This window comes from Microbacterium psychrotolerans (assembly GCF_031085295.1).
GTDB lineage: Bacteria > Actinomycetota > Actinomycetes > Actinomycetales > Microbacteriaceae > Microbacterium > Microbacterium psychrotolerans.
Genome location: NZ_JAVFWO010000003.1, coordinates 171,548 through 187,093, shown reverse-complemented (window position 1 = coordinate 187,093; position 15,546 = coordinate 171,548). Strand labels below are relative to the sequence as shown.

Annotated in this window: 25 protein-coding genes; all 25 read right to left on the bottom strand. The window is 67.2% G+C overall.

Features of this window, described 5'->3' with window-relative positions:
• Positions 1–78: 78 nt before the first annotated feature.
• The gene (locus Q9R08_RS09985) at positions 79–777 is read right to left on the bottom strand and encodes a DsbA family protein (protein ID WP_308867855.1); all 699 of its coding nucleotides are present in this window, start codon (positions 775–777) and stop codon (positions 79–81) included.
• Positions 778–787: 10 nt separating this feature from the next.
• Positions 788–1,630 carry a type I methionyl aminopeptidase gene (gene map / locus Q9R08_RS09980; protein WP_308867854.1) on the bottom strand — a complete coding sequence of 281 codons (843 nt, stop codon included), beginning with the start codon at positions 1,628–1,630 and terminating at the stop codon, positions 788–790.
• Positions 1,631–1,634: 4 nt separating this feature from the next.
• Complete coding sequence (locus Q9R08_RS09975) at positions 1,635–2,228, bottom strand: adenylate kinase (protein WP_308867853.1); 594 nt, start codon at positions 2,226–2,228, stop codon at positions 1,635–1,637.
• Positions 2,225–3,547 (bottom strand): preprotein translocase subunit SecY, encoded by a 1,323-nt coding sequence (gene secY / locus Q9R08_RS09970; protein WP_308867852.1) that lies wholly within the window; start codon positions 3,545–3,547, stop codon positions 2,225–2,227. The genes Q9R08_RS09975 and secY overlap by 4 nt, the downstream gene beginning before the upstream one ends.
• Before the next feature lie 98 nt (positions 3,548–3,645).
• Entirely contained in the window at positions 3,646–4,248 is a 603-nt protein-coding gene (gene rplO / locus Q9R08_RS09965) for a 50S ribosomal protein L15 (protein ID WP_308867851.1), read from the bottom strand.
• Positions 4,248–4,433, bottom strand: coding sequence for a 50S ribosomal protein L30 (gene rpmD, locus Q9R08_RS09960; protein WP_018171461.1), 186 nt, complete (start codon positions 4,431–4,433; stop codon positions 4,248–4,250). The genes rplO and rpmD overlap by 1 nt, the downstream gene beginning before the upstream one ends.
• Positions 4,433–5,125 (bottom strand): 30S ribosomal protein S5, encoded by a 693-nt coding sequence (gene rpsE / locus Q9R08_RS09955; RefSeq protein ID WP_194414495.1) that lies wholly within the window; start codon positions 5,123–5,125, stop codon positions 4,433–4,435. The genes rpmD and rpsE overlap by 1 nt, the downstream gene beginning before the upstream one ends.
• Positions 5,122–5,481 (bottom strand): 50S ribosomal protein L18, encoded by a 360-nt coding sequence (gene rplR / locus Q9R08_RS09950; RefSeq protein WP_018171459.1) that lies wholly within the window; start codon positions 5,479–5,481, stop codon positions 5,122–5,124. Before rplR ends, rpsE begins: the two co-directional genes overlap by 4 nt.
• 2 nt (positions 5,482–5,483) lie before the next feature.
• Positions 5,484–6,020, bottom strand: a complete 537-nt coding sequence (rplF, locus tag Q9R08_RS09945; RefSeq protein WP_308867850.1) for a 50S ribosomal protein L6 — start codon at positions 6,018–6,020, stop codon at positions 5,484–5,486.
• A gap of 6 nt (positions 6,021–6,026) precedes the next feature.
• Complete coding sequence (gene rpsH, locus Q9R08_RS09940) at positions 6,027–6,425, bottom strand: 30S ribosomal protein S8 (protein WP_308867849.1); 399 nt, start codon at positions 6,423–6,425, stop codon at positions 6,027–6,029.
• Between the two features lie 131 nt (positions 6,426–6,556).
• Complete coding sequence (gene rplE / locus Q9R08_RS09935) at positions 6,557–7,147, bottom strand: 50S ribosomal protein L5 (protein WP_308867848.1); 591 nt, start codon at positions 7,145–7,147, stop codon at positions 6,557–6,559.
• 2 nt (positions 7,148–7,149) lie between these two features.
• Positions 7,150–7,509 carry a 50S ribosomal protein L24 gene (rplX, locus tag Q9R08_RS09930; protein ID WP_308867847.1) on the bottom strand — a complete coding sequence of 120 codons (360 nt, stop codon included), beginning with the start codon at positions 7,507–7,509 and terminating at the stop codon, positions 7,150–7,152.
• A gap of 4 nt (positions 7,510–7,513) precedes the next feature.
• Positions 7,514–7,882, bottom strand: coding sequence for a 50S ribosomal protein L14 (gene rplN, locus Q9R08_RS09925; RefSeq protein ID WP_308867846.1), 369 nt, complete (start codon positions 7,880–7,882; stop codon positions 7,514–7,516).
• A complete protein-coding gene (gene rpsQ / locus Q9R08_RS09920; RefSeq protein ID WP_163618853.1) occupies positions 7,879–8,211 on the bottom strand; it encodes a 30S ribosomal protein S17 in 333 nt (110 codons plus the stop codon). The genes rplN and rpsQ overlap by 4 nt, the downstream gene beginning before the upstream one ends.
• Positions 8,211–8,525 carry a 50S ribosomal protein L29 gene (gene rpmC / locus Q9R08_RS09915; protein WP_045301493.1) on the bottom strand — a complete coding sequence of 105 codons (315 nt, stop codon included), beginning with the start codon at positions 8,523–8,525 and terminating at the stop codon, positions 8,211–8,213. Before rpmC ends, rpsQ begins: the two co-directional genes overlap by 1 nt.
• The gene (gene rplP, locus Q9R08_RS09910; protein ID WP_018171451.1) at positions 8,525–8,944 is read right to left on the bottom strand and encodes a 50S ribosomal protein L16; all 420 of its coding nucleotides are present in this window, start codon (positions 8,942–8,944) and stop codon (positions 8,525–8,527) included. Before rplP ends, rpmC begins: the two co-directional genes overlap by 1 nt.
• Complete coding sequence (gene rpsC / locus Q9R08_RS09905) at positions 8,944–9,717, bottom strand: 30S ribosomal protein S3 (protein WP_308867844.1); 774 nt, start codon at positions 9,715–9,717, stop codon at positions 8,944–8,946. The genes rplP and rpsC overlap by 1 nt, the downstream gene beginning before the upstream one ends.
• The gene (gene rplV, locus Q9R08_RS09900) at positions 9,717–10,115 is read right to left on the bottom strand and encodes a 50S ribosomal protein L22 (RefSeq protein ID WP_045301488.1); all 399 of its coding nucleotides are present in this window, start codon (positions 10,113–10,115) and stop codon (positions 9,717–9,719) included. Before rplV ends, rpsC begins: the two co-directional genes overlap by 1 nt.
• A gap of 22 nt (positions 10,116–10,137) precedes the next feature.
• On the bottom strand, positions 10,138–10,419 hold the full coding sequence (rpsS, locus tag Q9R08_RS09895; protein ID WP_045275479.1) for a 30S ribosomal protein S19: 282 nt from the start codon (positions 10,417–10,419) through the stop codon (positions 10,138–10,140).
• A 12-nt stretch (positions 10,420–10,431) separates the two neighbouring features.
• Complete coding sequence (gene rplB, locus Q9R08_RS09890) at positions 10,432–11,271, bottom strand: 50S ribosomal protein L2 (protein ID WP_194414505.1); 840 nt, start codon at positions 11,269–11,271, stop codon at positions 10,432–10,434.
• 24 nt (positions 11,272–11,295) lie between these two features.
• Positions 11,296–11,595, bottom strand: a complete 300-nt coding sequence (gene rplW / locus Q9R08_RS09885; RefSeq protein WP_045301485.1) for a 50S ribosomal protein L23 — start codon at positions 11,593–11,595, stop codon at positions 11,296–11,298.
• The gene (rplD, locus tag Q9R08_RS09880; protein ID WP_308867842.1) at positions 11,592–12,254 is read right to left on the bottom strand and encodes a 50S ribosomal protein L4; all 663 of its coding nucleotides are present in this window, start codon (positions 12,252–12,254) and stop codon (positions 11,592–11,594) included. Before rplD ends, rplW begins: the two co-directional genes overlap by 4 nt.
• Positions 12,255–12,258: 4 nt before the next feature.
• Positions 12,259–12,918 (bottom strand): 50S ribosomal protein L3, encoded by a 660-nt coding sequence (gene rplC, locus Q9R08_RS09875; RefSeq protein ID WP_194414507.1) that lies wholly within the window; start codon positions 12,916–12,918, stop codon positions 12,259–12,261.
• Positions 12,919–12,926: 8 nt separating this feature from the next.
• The gene (gene rpsJ / locus Q9R08_RS09870; protein ID WP_106816553.1) at positions 12,927–13,235 is read right to left on the bottom strand and encodes a 30S ribosomal protein S10; all 309 of its coding nucleotides are present in this window, start codon (positions 13,233–13,235) and stop codon (positions 12,927–12,929) included.
• A gap of 496 nt (positions 13,236–13,731) precedes the next feature.
• Positions 13,732–15,150 carry a hypothetical protein gene (locus Q9R08_RS09865; protein WP_308867841.1) on the bottom strand — a complete coding sequence of 473 codons (1,419 nt, stop codon included), beginning with the start codon at positions 15,148–15,150 and terminating at the stop codon, positions 13,732–13,734.
• Between the last annotated feature and the right edge of the window lie 396 nt (positions 15,151–15,546).

Sequence of the window (15,546 nt, the reverse complement as noted above, 5' to 3'; positions counted from 1 at the left end):
AATGAAGGCGCAACGCACCAAAGATCAAGCATACGTGATAGTGGATGCCGCGGCAAATTGGCGCCGCCGCTCTCACTGTCAGCCGAAGAGCGTCGCGAGCTGACCCGGCTCGGGCAGCGACGAGTTCGCGATGACCTCGCCGTTGACGACGATGGTCGGCGTGCCGATGCCCTGCGAGCCGGGCTGGATCGGCGTCTGCTCGGTCATCGCGGTCACGAAACCGGCGTAGGTGCCGTCGTTGACGCACGAGTCGATGCCTGTCACCCCGACGCCGGCCGCGATGTCGAGGATCTCGCTGTTCTTCAGCCCCGAGGATCCTTCGGCGGGCTGGTTCTCGAACATCGCCTGCAGGAACGGCAGCGACGCTTCGGGGTCTGCGGCCGCGACGCAGTACGCGGCGTTCGCCGCGCGCGTGGAGTACTGGGTGCCGTTCGACTGCCTGTCGAGGATCGAGATCGGATGGATGCCGAGCGTGATGCTGCCGTCGTCGACCATCCCCTCGATCTCCGCGCCGTACACCTGCTCGAACTGGTTGCAGACGGGGCACATGAAGTCGATGTAGGTGTCGAGGCGGTCCTCGCCGTCGCCGACGAGGATGGCTCCGGTCTCGCTGTCGATGCCCGATGCCGACGGCGGGTTGACGTCGGTGGGCAGCGGCTTGGGCGTCGCCGCGTTGTTCAGCGTCACCACGAGGACGACGACGAGCACGAGGGCGACCACGACGCCCGCCGTCACCCAGATCGCGAACCAGTTGGTCTTGCGTGCTGCCTGTGCCATCTCGCGCCTCCTAGGCGATCTCGCGCGGGGTCACGCCGAAGGGCGCAAGACCCGCGGCACCGCCGTCGGGTGCCGTGAGCACCCAGATTCCGTCTTCGTGCACGGCCACGCTGTGCTCCCAGTGGGAGCCCGCCGTGCCGTCGAGCGTCGAGACCGTCCAGCCGTCGTCCTCGACGAACGTGGCCTGGTCGCCGATCACGACCATCGGCTCGATCGCGAGCACGAGTCCCGGGCGCACCTCCGGCCCCGGATCCGGGACCCGGTAGTTGAAGACCGAGGGCGACTCGTGCATCTTGCGGCCGATGCCGTGCCCCACGTACTCGCGCAGGATGCCGTAGGTCCCGGACTCCGGCGAGTTCGCCTCGATGTACTGCTGCACGGCCGTGCCGATCTCGCCGATGTGCTTCGCCGACGCCAGCGCGGCGATGCCGGCCCACAGCGATCCCTCGGTCACGTCGGAGAGCTGCCGGCGCTCCGCCACGACCTCGGGTCGGGAGTCGTCGGGCAGTACGAAGGTGAACGCCGAATCGCCGTTCCAGCCCTTGTACTCAGCTCCCGCGTCGATCGACACGATGTCGCCGGGGGCGAGAACCCGCTCGCCCGGGATGCCGTGCACGACCTCTTCGTTGACCGAGGCGCAGATGGTGTGGCGGTACCCGCGCACCATCTGGAAGTTCGACTTCGCCCCGCGGGAGGTGATGAGAGCGGATGCCGCGGCATCCAGTTCCGCCGTCGTCACGCCCGGGGCGATCAGGCTGCGTGCGGCATCGAGCGCCGCGGCCGTGATGAGTCCGGGCTCGACCATCGCCCGCAGCTGGGCGGGCGACTTGTAGATCGAACGGCGCAGCGACACGGGATCAGGCGGCGGCGGCGCGGTTGAGGCCGCGCGCTTCCAGCGCCGCGATGATGCGGTCGGTGATCTCGTCGAGCGAGCCGACGCCGTCGATGCGGTCGACGATGCCACGCGTGCGGTACACGTCGAGGATCGGCGCCGTCTCGCGCTCGTAGATCGCGAGACGGTTGGCGATGACCTCTTCGGTGTCGTCGCTGCGGCCCTGCTCGGCGGCGCGCAGCGAGATGCGGGAGATGCTCACGTCGCGCGGCACGTCCAGCTCGATGACGGCGTCGAGCTGCTCATCGCGGCCCTCGAGGAACTCGTCGAGGTGCATGACCTGGGCGACGTTGCGGGGATAGCCGTCGAGGAGGAACCCGTCAGCGGCATCCTGCTGCGAGAGGCGGTCGCGCACGACCGCGCTCGTCAGCTCGTCGGGGACGAGGTCCCCGGCCTCGATGATGGCCTTCACCTGCTGGCCGAGCTCGGTGCCCGCCGACACGGCGCCGCGGAAGACGTCGCCGGTCGAGACGGTCAGGATCCCGAACGCCTCCGCGATGCGGGTGCCCTGGGTGCCCTTGCCGGAGCCCTGCGGTCCGACGATGAGGAGACGGGTCATCGGAGAAGCCCTTCGTAGTGACGCTGCTGGAGCTGTGCGTCGATCTGCTTCACCGTCTCGAGGCCGACGCCGACGATGATGAGGATCGAGGCGCCGCCGAACGGGAAGTTCTGGTTGGCGCCGACCGTGGCGAGGGCGATCAGCGGCAGCAGTGCGATCAGACCCAGGTAGATCGAGCCCGGGAGCGTGATGCGCGTCAGCACGTAGTCGAGGTACTCGGCCGTCGGACGGCCCGCACGGATGCCGGGGATGAAGCCGCCGTACTTCTTCATGTTGTCGGCGACCTCGACCGGGTTGAACGTGATCGCGACGTAGAAGTAGGTGAACCCGACGATGAGCAGGAAGTAGAGCGCCATGTACAGCGGGTGGTCGCCGCGCACGAGGTACAGCTGGATCCAGGCGACCCAGGCCGGCACCTCTTCGCCCGCCTGCGGCTGGTTGAACTGCGCGATGAGGGCGGGGATGTACAGCAGCGACGACGCGAAGATGACGGGCACGACGCCGGCCATGTTCACCTTGATCGGGATGTACGTGTTCGTTCCGCCGTACGTGCGGCGACCCACCATGCGCTTCGCGTACTGAACCGGGATGCGGCGCTGGGACTGCTCGACGTAGACCACGAGCGCGACCACGACGATGCCGACCGCGAGGACGAGCAGGAAGACCTCGAAGCCCTTGGACTGCCAGATCGCCCACATCGAGGCGGGGAACGCCGCGGCGATCGAGGTGAAGATCAGCAGCGACATGCCGTTGCCGATGCCGCGCTCGGTGACGAGCTCGGCGAACCACATGATGAGGCCGGTGCCGGCGGTCATCGTGATGATCATCAGGAGCTGGGCCCACCACACGTCATTGGTGAGGAGCTGCTCGCACTCGGGAACACCGGTGGTCCCGAAGAGCTGGCCGCTGCGGGCCACGGTGACGAGCGTCGTCGACTGCAGGAGCGCCAGCGCGATCGTGAGGTAACGGGTGTACTGCGTCAGGCGCGCCTGGCCCGACTGACCCTCCTTGTAAAGGGTCTCGAAGTGCGGGATGACCACGCGCAGCAGCTGCACGATGATCGTGGCCGTGATGTACGGCATGACGCCCAGCGCGAAGATGGACAGCTGCAGCAGTGCGCCGCCCGAGAAGAGGTTGACCAGCGACAGCAGTCCCTCGGTGCCCGCGGACGCCCGCAGACAGGTCTGCACGTTCGGGAAGTCGACGAACGGCGCCGGGATGTGCGCACCGAAGCGGTACAGGGCGATGATCGCCAGGGTGAATGCGATCTTCCGCCGCAGGTCGGGTGTGCGGAAGATCCGCGCGATGGCGCTGAACAAGAGGATTCCTCCAGAGGGGGCGTCGGCACGCAGACGTGCCGACGTCCAGGGTAACCCAGTGGGGGCCGGAGCAAGCTCCGACCCCCACTGTGCGCGTATTACTTGACGGTGCCGCCCGCGGCGACGATCTTCTGCTCGGCGGAACCCGAGACCTTGTCGACCGACACGGTGAGCTTCACCGAGATGTCGCCGGTGCCGAGCACCTTGACCTTCTCGTTCTTGCGCACTGCACCCTTGGCGACCAGGTCGCCGACGGTGACGTCGCCACCGGCCGGGTACAGCTCCGCGAGCTTGTCCAGGTTCACGACCTGGTACTCCACGCGGAACGGGTTCTTGAAGCCGCGGAGCTTCGGGGTGCGCATGTGCAGCGGCATCTGCCCACCCTCGAAGCCGACCTTGACCTGGTAGCGGGCCTTCGTACCCTTGGTACCGCGACCCGCGGTCTTGCCCTTCGAGCCCTCACCGCGACCGACACGGGTCTTCGCAGTGTTGGAGCCGGGGACCGGACGAAGGTGGTGCACCTTCAGCACGCCCGGGCGCGCAGCCGGGGCGTCCTTCTTGGGAGCAGCCTTCTTCGAGGCGGCAGCCTTGGGGGCTGCATCCTTCTTGGCGGCATCCTTCTTGGCGGGGGCCTTCTTGGCGGGAGCCTTCTTGGGCGCCTCAGCCGCGACGGCTTCGTTCTTCTCGGCCTTTTCAGCCATCAGTCGATCTCCTCAACCTTCACGAGGTGGGCGACGGTCCGCACGTAACCGCGCGTCTGCGCGTCGTCGGGACGGACGACCGAGTCGCCGATCCGCTTCAGACCGAGCGAACGCAGCGTGTCGCGCTGGTTCTGCTTCTCGCTCACCTTGGACTTGACCTGCGTGACCTTCAGACGCGCAGCCATCAGACACCTGCCTTCGCAGCGGCCGCGGCCTCAGCCTCGGCACGGACGAGACGGGCGGGGGCGACCTGATCGAAGTCGAGACCGCGACGCGCGGCGACCGCACGGGGCTCCTCGAGCTGCTTCAGGGCCTCCACCGTCGCGTGGACGATGTTGATCGTGTTCGACGAGCCGAGCGACTTCGACAGCACGTCGTGGATGCCGGCGCACTCGAGCACGGCACGCACCGGACCACCGGCGATGACACCGGTACCGGCGGCGGCCGGACGCAGGAGCACCACACCGGCAGCGGCCTCACCCTGCACCGGGTGCGGGATGGTCGAGCCGACGCGCGGCACGCGGAAGAAGTTCCGCTTGGCCTCTTCGACGCCCTTCGAGATCGCCAGGGGCACCTCGCGGGCCTTGCCGTAGCCGACGCCGACCACACCATTGCCGTCGCCGACGACGACGAGCGCGGTGAAGCTGAAGCGACGACCACCCTTGACGACCTTCGAGACGCGGTTGATGGTGACGACGCGCTCGAGGAACTGGCTCTCGTTGCGGTCGCGGCCACCGCGGTCACCGCGGGTCTGGTTGCGCTCGCGTCCACCGCGGCGCGGCTCGCGCTCGCGCTCGGCGGGCGCCGTCGCGGCGGCCTCGGCCGGAGCCTCGGCAGCTGCCTGCTCGGTCACGATGTTCTCCTTGTTGTCACTCACAGGTTCAGACCTCCCTCGCGGGCGCCGTCGGCGATCGCCGCGACACGGCCCGCATAGCGGTTGCCGCCACGGTCGAACACGACATCCGAGACACCGGCGGCCTTGGCGCGCTCCGCGAGGAGCTCGCCGACCTTGCGTGCCTTGGCGGTCTTGTCAGCGTCGGACGTGCGCAGGTCGGTCTCGAGCGTCGACGCCGAGGCCAGGGTGTGGCCCTTGCTGTCGTCGACGATCTGCACGAAGACGTGGCGTGCCGAGCGCGTGACGACCAGGCGCGGACGCTCGGGGGTGCCGACGACCTTCTTGCGAAGGCGGGCGTGACGACGCGCGCGCGCGTCGGACTTCGACTTCACAGCCATGGTTACTTACCAGCCTTTCCGGCCTTGCGCCGAACGACCTCGCCGGCGTAACGCACACCCTTGCCCTTGTACGGCTCGGGCTTGCGGATCTTGCGGATGTTGGCCGCGGCCTCGCCGACGGCCTGCTTGTCGATGCCGCTGACCGTGAGCTTGTTGTTGCCCTCGACGGTCAGGGTGATGCCAGCGGGGGGCTCGACGAGAACGGGGTGCGAGAAGCCGAGAGCGAACTCGACCGCCGTGCCCTTCTGCGCGACACGGTAGCCCGTGCCGACGACCTCAAGACCCTTGGTGTAGCCCTGGGTGACACCGATGATGTTGTTGTTGATGAGCGTGCGGGTCAGGCCGTGCAGCGAACGCGAGGCGCGCTCGTCGTCGGGACGGGTCACGATGACCTGGCCCTCTTCGACCTTGACTTCGATGGGACGGGCCACGGTGAGCGCGAGCTCGCCCTTGGGGCCCTTGACGGCGACATCCTGGCCCTCGACCGAAATGGTCACGCCGGCGGGGATGTCGATCGGAAGACGACCGATTCGCGACATGTCAGATCACCACACGTAGGCGAGGACTTCCCCACCCACGCCCTTCTGCTCTGCCTGACGGTCGGTGAGAAGACCGGAGGAGGTGGACAGGATCGCGACGCCGAGGCCGCCGAGGACGCGGGGGATCTCGGTGGACTTCGCGTACACGCGGAGACCGGGCTTCGAGACGCGCTTGATGCCGGCGATCGACCGCTCGCGGTTCGGGCCGTACTTGAGCGTCAGCGTGAGGGTCTGGCCGACGCGGGCGTCGCTGATCTCCCACGCGGAGATGTAGCCCTCCTGCTTGAGGATCTCGGCGATGTGGGTCTTGAGCTTGGAGCTCGGCAGCGACACAGAGTCGTGGTGCGCCGAGTTCGCGTTGCGCAGACGGGTCAGCATGTCTGCGACCGGGTCTGTCATTGTCATTTGTTGATTCCTTTGTTCACGAGGTTTCGGCTGGCGTTACACGCCAGACGACCTTCCATGATTGCCGTATTCAGTTGTGTGATCGGATGCCGCGGCCGCCGCCTGCGCGCCGGCCGCGGCATCCGTCGAGCTCACGCCTGCGCGTCGTCCGACTTGAACGGGAAGCCCAGGTGGCGCAGAAGCGCGCGGCCCTCGGCATCCGTCTTCGCCGACGTCACGATGGTGATGTCGAAGCCGCGGACGCGGTCGATCTTGTCCTGGTTGATCTCGTGGAACACGGACTGCTCCTGGAGACCGAAGGTGTAGTTGCCGTGACCGTCGAACTGCGCGGCCGACAGGCCACGGAAGTCGCGGATGCGCGGCAGCGCCAGGTTGACGAGGCGGTCGATGAACTCCCACGCGCGGTCACCGCGGAGGGTGACGTGCGCGCCGATGGCCTGACCCTCGCGCAGCTTGAACTGTGCGATGGACTTGCGGGCCTTGGTCACGACCGGCTTCTGACCGGTGATCTTGGTGAGGTCGTCGACCGCGCCATCGATCACCTTGCTGTCGCGAGCCGCCTCGCCGACACCGGTGTTCACGACGACCTTGACCAGGCCGGGCGTCTGCATGACGTTGGCGTAGCCGAACTCGTCCTGCAGAGCCTTCTTGATCTCGCCGTTGTACTTCTGCTTCAGGCGGGGCTGGATCTTGCCAGCCTCCACGGCAGTGGTGGTGCTCATGTTCAGAGGTCCTTGCCTGACTTCTTCGCGTAGCGCACGCGGACGGTGCGCTTCACGCCGTCCTTCGTCTGCTCCTCGACACGGTGGCCGACACGGGTCGGCTTCTTGCTCGAGGGGTCGACGAGCGCGACGTTGGAGATGTGGATCGGGGCTTCCATCGTCTCGATGCCGCCCGTCTTGGTGCCGCGCTGCGACTGGCCGACGCGGTTGTGCTTGGTGACGAAGTTCACGCCCTCGACGATGACGCGGTTCTGCTCGGCGAGGACCTCGAGGACCTTGCCCTGCTTGCCGCGGTCGCCGCCCTTGTCCTGCTTCTTGCCAGTGAGGACCTGAACCAGGTCACCCTTCTTGATCTTGGCCATGGGGTCAGATCACCTCCGGTGCGAGCGAGACGATCTTCATGAACTTCTTGTCGCGAAGCTCACGGCCGACCGGGCCGAAGATGCGGGTGCCGCGGGGCTCCCCGTCGCTCTTCAGGATCACGGCGGCGTTCTCGTCGAACTTGATGTACGAACCGTCTGCACGACGGGTCTGCTTGACGGTGCGGACGACGACGGCCTTGACCACGTCGCCCTTCTTGACGTTGCCGCCGGGGATCGCGTCCTTGACAGTCGCCACGATGATGTCACCGACACCCGCGTAACGGCGGTTCGAGCCACCGAGAACGCGGATGGTGAGCAGCTCCTTGGCGCCTGTGTTGTCGGCGACCTTGAGGCGGGACTCGTTCTGAATCACTTGGCCTTCTCCAGGATCTCGACCAGACGCCAGCGCTTCGTGGCGCTCAGCGGGCGGGTCTCGTTGATGAGCACGAGGTCGCCGATGCCGGCCGTGTTGCCCTCGTCGTGCGCCTTCACCTTGGAGGTGCGGCGGATGACCTTGCCGTAGAGCGGGTGCTTCACGCGGTCCTCGACCTCGACGACGATGGTCTTGTCCATCTTGTCGCTGACGACGTAGCCGCGGCGGGCCTTGCGGTAGCCGCGGGCGTCGACGTCGCGCACATCGTGCTCGGACGACTCGTGACCCTTGGTCTCGACCGCGTCGGCGGCCTTCTTCGTGTCAGCCATTACTCGGCCTCTTCCTTCGCGGCCTCGTCAGCGGCATCCGCCTTCTTGGCCTTCGTCTTCTTCGCCTTCGTCGCCGTCTCCAGCGGAGCGGGCGTGGCACGGATGCCGAGCTCGCGCTCACGGATCACGGTGTAGAGCCGCGCGATGTCGCGCTTGACCGCACGGATGCGGCCGTGGCTCTCGAGCTGGCCGGTGGCCGACTGGAAGCGCAGGTTGAACAGCTCTTCCTTGGCCTTGCGCAGCTCCTCGACGAGGCGCTGGTCTTCGAACGTGTCGAGCTCGCTCGGAGCGAGCGTCTTGGTGCCGATCGCCATTACGCGTCGCCCTCCTCGCGCTTGATGATGCGTGCCTTGAGAGGCAGCTTGTGGATAGCGCGGGTCAGGGCCTCACGAGCGAGTTCCTCGTTGACGCCGGCGACCTCGAAGAGGACGCGACCCGGCTTGACGTTTGCGACCCACCACTCGGGCGAACCCTTACCGGAACCCATGCGGGTCTCGGCCGGCTTCTTGGTGAGCGGACGGTCGGGGTAGATGTTGATCCACACCTTGCCGCCACGCTTGATGTGACGGGTCATCGCGATACGAGCGGACTCGATCTGACGGTTCGTCACATACGCGGGCGTGAGGGCCTGGATGCCGAACTCGCCGAAGGAGACCTTCGTGCCGCCGGTGGCCTGGCCGGAGCGACCCGGGTGGTGCTGCTTGCGGTACTTGACCTTGCGGGGAATAAGCATTACGCCGATGCTCCTTCTGCGACGGGGGCCTCGTTGCGACGGTCACCACGGTCACCGCGGTCGCTACGGGGGCCACGGCGGTCGCCGCGCTCGCGCGCCGGCTTCTGGTTCGCCTGCTCGCGAGCGAGCTCCTTGTTGGTGAGGTCGCCCTTGTAGATCCAGACCTTCACGCCGATGCGGCCGAAGGTGGTCTTCGCCTCGTAGAAGCCGTAGTCGATGTTCGCGCGCAGCGTGTGCAGCGGCACACGACCCTCGCGGTAGAACTCCGAACGGCTCATCTCGGCGCCGCCGAGGCGGCCGGAGACCTGGATGCGGACGCCCTTGGCGCCGGCGCGCTGTGCGCCCTGCAGGCCCTTGCGCATCGCGCGGCGGAACGCCACGCGAGCGGTGAGCTGCTCGGCGATGCCCTGCGCGACGAGCTGAGCGTCGGCCTCGGGGTTCTTGACCTCGAGGATGTTCAGCTGGATCTGCTTGCCGGTGAGCTTCTCGAGGTCGGCGCGGATGCGCTCGGCCTCGGCGCCGCGACGACCGATCACGATGCCCGGGCGGGCGGTGTGGATGTCGACGCGGACGCGGTCACGGGTGCGCTCGATCTCGATGTTGCTCACGCCGGCCCGGTCGAGCTGGGTCTGCAGGAGCTTGCGGATCTTGATGTCCTCGGCGACGTAGTCGGCGTAACGCTGACCCGGCTTCGTCGAGTCCGAGAACCAGCGCGACACGTGGTCGGTCGTGATGCCGAGGCGGAAGCCGTAGGGGTGGACTTTCTGTCCCATTACTTGCTCGCCTTCTTGCTCTTGGCAGCCGGCGCCGTCTCCGCGACCTCAGGGGTCGAGAGCACGACGGTGATGTGGCTGGTGCGCTTCTTGATCTGGAAGGCACGACCCTGCGCGCGGGGCTGGAAACGCTTGAGCGTCGTGCCCTCGTCGACGTACGCGTTCTTCACGTACAGGTCCTGCTCGTCCAGGTACTCGCCGTCCTTGTCCGCCTTGACGCGAGCGTTCGCGATCGCGGCGGCGACGAGCTTGTAGATCGGCTCGCTCGCACCCTGCGGTGCGAACTTGAGGATGGCCAGGGCCTCCTCAGCCTGCTTGCCCTTGATGAGCGCAACGACACGACGAGCCTTCTGAGGGGTCACGCGGATGTGTCGCACGCGTGCGATGGACTCCACCATTTCTCTCTCCTCTGCCCCCGCGTCAGCGGCGGCGGCCCTTCTTGTCGTCCTTCACGTGGCCGCGGAAGGTGCGGGTGGGCGCGAACTCGCCCAGCTTGTGGCCGACCATGGTCTCGGACACGAACACGGGGATGTGCTTGCGTCCGTCGTGCACGGCGATGGTGTGACCCAGCATGGCCGGGATGATCATCGAACGGCGCGACCAGGTCTTGATGACGTTCTTGGTGCCGGCTTCGTTCTGGACGACGACCTTGCGAAGCAGGTGCTCGTCGACGAAGGGGCCCTTCTTAAGGCTGCGAGGCATCTTCCTCTACTCCTACTTCCGCTTCTTGCCGGCGTTGCGACGACGGACGATGTACTTGTCGCTTTCCTTGTTCGCGTGACGGGTGCGGCCCTCGGCCTGACCCCACGGCGAAACCGGGTGACGACCACCGGAGGTCTTACCCTCACCACCACCGTGCGGGTGGTCGACGGGGTTCATCGCGACACCGCGGACGGTCGGGCGGATGCCCTTCCAGCGGTTGCGGCCGGCCTTGCCCCAGTTGATGTTCGACTGCTCGGCGTTGCCGACCTCGCCGACGGTCGCGCGGCAGCGCGCGTCGACGTTGCGGATCTCGCCCGAGGGCAGACGCAGCTGGGCGTAGGGGCCGTCCTTCGCCACGAGGCGAACCGACGTACCGGCCGAACGCGCCAGCTTCGCGCCGCCGCCGGGGCGGAGCTCGATGGCGTGGATCACGGTACCGGTGGGGATGTTCTTCAGCGGCAGGTTGTTGCCCGGCTTGATGTCAGCCGACGCGCCCGACTCGACGATGTCGCCCTGCGCCAGCTTGTTCGGCGCGAGGATGTAGCGCTTCTCGCCGTCGAAGTAGTGCAGGAGCGCGATGCGCGCGGTGCGGTTGGGGTCGTACTCGATGTGAGCGACCTTGGCGTTCACGCCGTCCTTGTCGTTGCGACGGAAGTCGATGACGCGGTACTGACGCTTGTGGCCACCACCGATGTGACGGGTGGTGATGCGGCCCTGGTTGTTGCGGCCACCGGTCTTGCTGAGCGGGCGGAGGAGCGACTTCTCAGGCGTCGATCGGGTGATCTCGGCGAAGTCGGCCACCGACGAGCCACGGCGACCCGGGGTCGTGGGCTTGTACTTGCGAATAGCCATATCTCTAGTCCTCTATCCCGACCGTCAGCCGACTGCCGTGAAGATGTCGATCGTGCCCGACTTCAGGGTCACGATGGCGCGCTTGGTGTCCTTGCGCTTGCCGGTGCCGAAGCGGGTGCGACGGGCCTTGCCCGTGCGGTTGAGCGTGTTGACCGCTGCGACCTTGACGCCGAAGATCTTCTCGATGGCGAGCTTGATCTCGGTCTTCGAAGCGCGGGGGTCGACGAGGAAGGTGTACTTGCCCTCGTCGATGAGCCCGTAGCTCTTCTCCGAAACGACCGGCTTCAGGATGATGTCGCGCGGGTCCTTGTTGACGGCGGTCATGCCGAGGCCTCCTCGGTGACGGCGGTCTTCGACGAGACGAACGCGTCGAAGGCGGCCTTGGTGAAGACGATGTCGTCCGAGACGAGCACGTCGTAGGCGTTCAGCTGGTCGAACGGCAGCACGTGGGCGTACGCGATGTTGCGGACGCTCAGCACCGCGAGGTCGTCGTCGCGGTCCACGACGACGAGCACGTTCTTGGTCGCTCCCAGTGCGTTGAAGACCGTCGTAGCGGCCTTCGTCGACGGGGCGCCCTCGATGCCGAAGGTGTCGATGACGTGCAGACGGTCGCCACGAGCACGGTCGCTCAGCGCGCCCAGCAGGGCGGCGGCGATCATCTTCTTGGGCGTGCGCTGCGAGTAGTCGCGCGGCTTCGGGCCGTGCACGATGCCACCGCCGGTCATGTGCGGCGCGCGGATCGAGCCCTGGCGGGCGTTACCCGTGCCCTTCTGCTTGAAGGGCTTGCGGCCGGCGCCCGAGACCTCACCGCGACGCTTGGTCGAGTGGGTGCCCTGGCGAGCCGCCGCGAGCTGCGCGACGACGACCTGGTGGATGAGCGGGATGTTCGTCTTGACGTCGAAGATCGAGGCGGGGAGCTGGACCGAGCCAGCAGCCGAGCCGTCTGCCTTCACGACGTCGAGCGCGAGAGTCGAGTCAGCCATGAGATCAGGCACCCTTCACTGCGTTGCGGACGTAGACGATGCGGCCACGTGCACCGGGGACGGCGCCCTTGACGAGCAGCAGACCCTTCTCGGCGTCGACGGCGTGCACCTTGAGGTTGAGGACGGTCACGCGCTCGCCACCCATACGGCCGGCCATGCGCATGCCCTTGAAGACGCGGCTCGGGGTCGACGAGGCGCCGATCGAACCGGGCTTGCGGTGGTTGCGGTGCGCACCGTGCGAAGCGGAGACGCCCTTGAAGTTGTGGCGCTTCATGACACCCGCGGTGCCCTTGCCCTTGCTGGTGCCGACGACGTCGACCAGCTGGCCGGCCTCGAACGTGCCGTCCACCGTGAGCTCCTGACCGAGTGAGTAGTCAGCAGCGTCCGCGGTGCGGACCTCGGTGAGGTGACGGCGCGGGGTGACACCCGCGGCCTCGAAGTGGGCCGTCAGGGGCTGGTTCACCTTGCGGGGGTCGATCTGGCCGTACGCGATCTGAACGGCCTTGTAGCCGTCCTTCTCGGGCGTGCGGACCTGGGTGACCACGTTCGGCGCGATCTCGATGACGGTGACGGGAACGAGCTTGCCGTTCTCGTCCCACACCTGGGTCATGCCGAGCTTGGTGCCCAGCAGGCCCTTGGAAACCTTGTTGTTGATGTCAGCCATGTCGAACCTCAGAGCTTGATCTCGATGTTGACATCGGCCGGGAGGTCGAGACGCATGAGCGAGTCGACAGCCTTCGGCGTCGGGTCGACGATGTCGATCAGACGCTTGTGGGTGCGCATCTCGAAGTGCTCGCGGCTGTCCTTGTACTTGTGGGGAGAACGGATCACAGCGATCACGTTCTTCTCCGTGGGAAGGGGCACGGGGCCCACGACCGTCGCGCCCGCACGGGTCACGGTGTCGACGATCTTGCGTGCCGACGAGTCGATGACCTCGTGGTCGTACGACTTCAGGCGAATGCGGATCTTCTGTCCCGCCATTGTCTGCTCACTCTCTTTCTCGCGTCATACCCCTGTGGCATTGGACGCACGTGGCGCTGGGCGCCATGGCACTTTCTCCTCGCGGCCGCTCGGTTCCCGAGCTCGTCGAGGGATGCTGCACCGCTGTTCTGCTGTCAATCCGGGTGTCGCGCCGAAACGCTGCTCCCGGCATCCGTTCTCCGCCCGCGCGCGAAGCATGGCTCCGCAGTGGGTGGATTCGAGATGTGGTGGTTCTGCTGCCCGCGGCCTAGGACCCAGCGCGTTGCGCCTGCCTATGCACTGCCCTGGCAGTGATCCGACGCACGCCAAGAGGGGCGTCGGAATGTGGAACCTCACTAGTCTACGTGCAGCCCGGGCGTGTCGCAAACTCGGGCGTGTCGCGCCGCGAGTATGCTCGGCCGTTTCCCAGACGGCGGCGCGAGGTGCACGCCGCAACCGCAGCAGAAAGGGCGGCCGCGCTGTGCGCGACCGCCCATTCTCTACTTATACGTCGGCGTTACTGGACGCTCGCGTGACGGCGGCGGTAGGCCGCGATCGCCACGACGGCGATGCCGGCGAGCAGCGCTGCGCCGCCCGCTGCGACGATGACGGGGCTGACGCCGCCACCGGTCACGGCCAGCGCCTCAGCGTCGGTCGATGCCGGGGTTCCCCCGCCGATGGGCGGGTTCGCGCACTCCGCGGATGCCTCCGGGTACTGGACCTCGGTCGAGTACGAAGGGTTCACCTCGAAGCGGACGGTGACGCCGGCGCGGGTCCATGCGTAGTTGCCGTCGGTCTCGACGTACTCGCCGTTCACGAGCTCCCAGCCCGGCCACATCTTGGGCGCGGTCGCCGAGGCGCCCGGCCACAGCAGCTCGCCGCTCAGCGGCTGGTTCTCGACGACGTAATCCTCGCCGTCCGGGTTCACGAACGTGATCGTGACGGGGGTCTCGCTGTCCGCCACGAAGCCCTCGGGCAGCGTCAGCTCGTAGCCGAGGTACGGCACGTCGCCCACGCAGACGGAGTCGATGTCGCCGGGGACCAGCGGGCAGTTGGCGCCGATCTCGGCCTCAGTGAGGGGCCGCTCAGTCACGACGTCGGACGACGTCGGCTCGCCGAGCACCCAGGTCTTGGTCTCCGCGTTCCAGACGTACGCCGTGGTCGTGGTGGTCGTGGTGATCGTCGCCGTCGTGGTGGCGCAGTCGAAGGTCGTCTTGCTCGACTCGCTCTCGAGCGGGTCCGGCTGCTCCGGCTCGTTGGATCCACAGCCCTGGACCAGCTTGGAGAGATCCGGAACGGTCCACTGTGTGGTCACACCCGCGGGGAACGCCTTGCCAGGTGCGGGTGTCGCCGTCCAGATGGTGGAGCCGTTCTCGCCAGGGGTCGACACCCACTTCACACCGTCGCCCTGGAACAGTTCGCCGGCGGCTTCGCACGTCGGCAGAGTCCAGGTGAGCGTCGGCGTCACGAGCTCGGGCACGGTTGTCTTGCCCTTACAGACGATCCAATGCGACACACTCGCCTGCTGGCCGCTGTTGTTGGGCGGCGACGCGTACGCGACCCCTGCATCAGGGTTCTCGATCACGCTGTTCCACAGGTTGCCCGCCTTGATGACGAGTACCTCCCAGTGGTCGCCCGGCCATGACGGGCTGTACTCGTTGAGCGTCACGGTCTTGCCGCCGCCGGTGATCCGGCCGTGATCCGTGTCACCATCGCTCGAGTAGCACGAGACGGCGTCCGGGTACTTCTGCTTCCAGTAGTCGGTGTGGTTCGTGTCCTCGTTCCAAGGGACGAGTTCGCCCTTCACGCCGACGGTATCCGCGGGCCACACGGCCGAGGCATCCTCGGCGGACGCGCCGGCGGTGACCAGCGGCGCCACGACGAGTGCCGCAGCGACCAGCGCCCCAGCGAAAGCCTTCAAAGTTCTCTTGCGCACTGCAGACACAGTGTTCCTCCCCTAATCGGCGCCGAGCGCCGTCCCAGCGGTGCGCAGAGCGCACCGTACATCCCAGCGACGCACCGGAGCACGCCGTACTTCCCAGCGGCGCGCGGGGGCACGCCGTACTTCACTCCGACGCGCGGGGGCACGTCGTACTCGTCCGGCACGGGGGTGCCGATCTTCTTCATGCGGTGCGCGGGGGCACACCTTTCCGGACCGTGAGGGCCGGTTCCCGGATCACCTGGTTCTGGCCACGTGAGACCGGATTTCCGCCGCCTTCCCGAAGGCTGCGGAAACGACGGAGAACCGCCGCTCGTGCAGGCTATCGGTCCCGGGCCGAATGCGCGAATCCGACGCGCGGAACGGATGGCTGCAGACGCGCTCGAGCCCCTC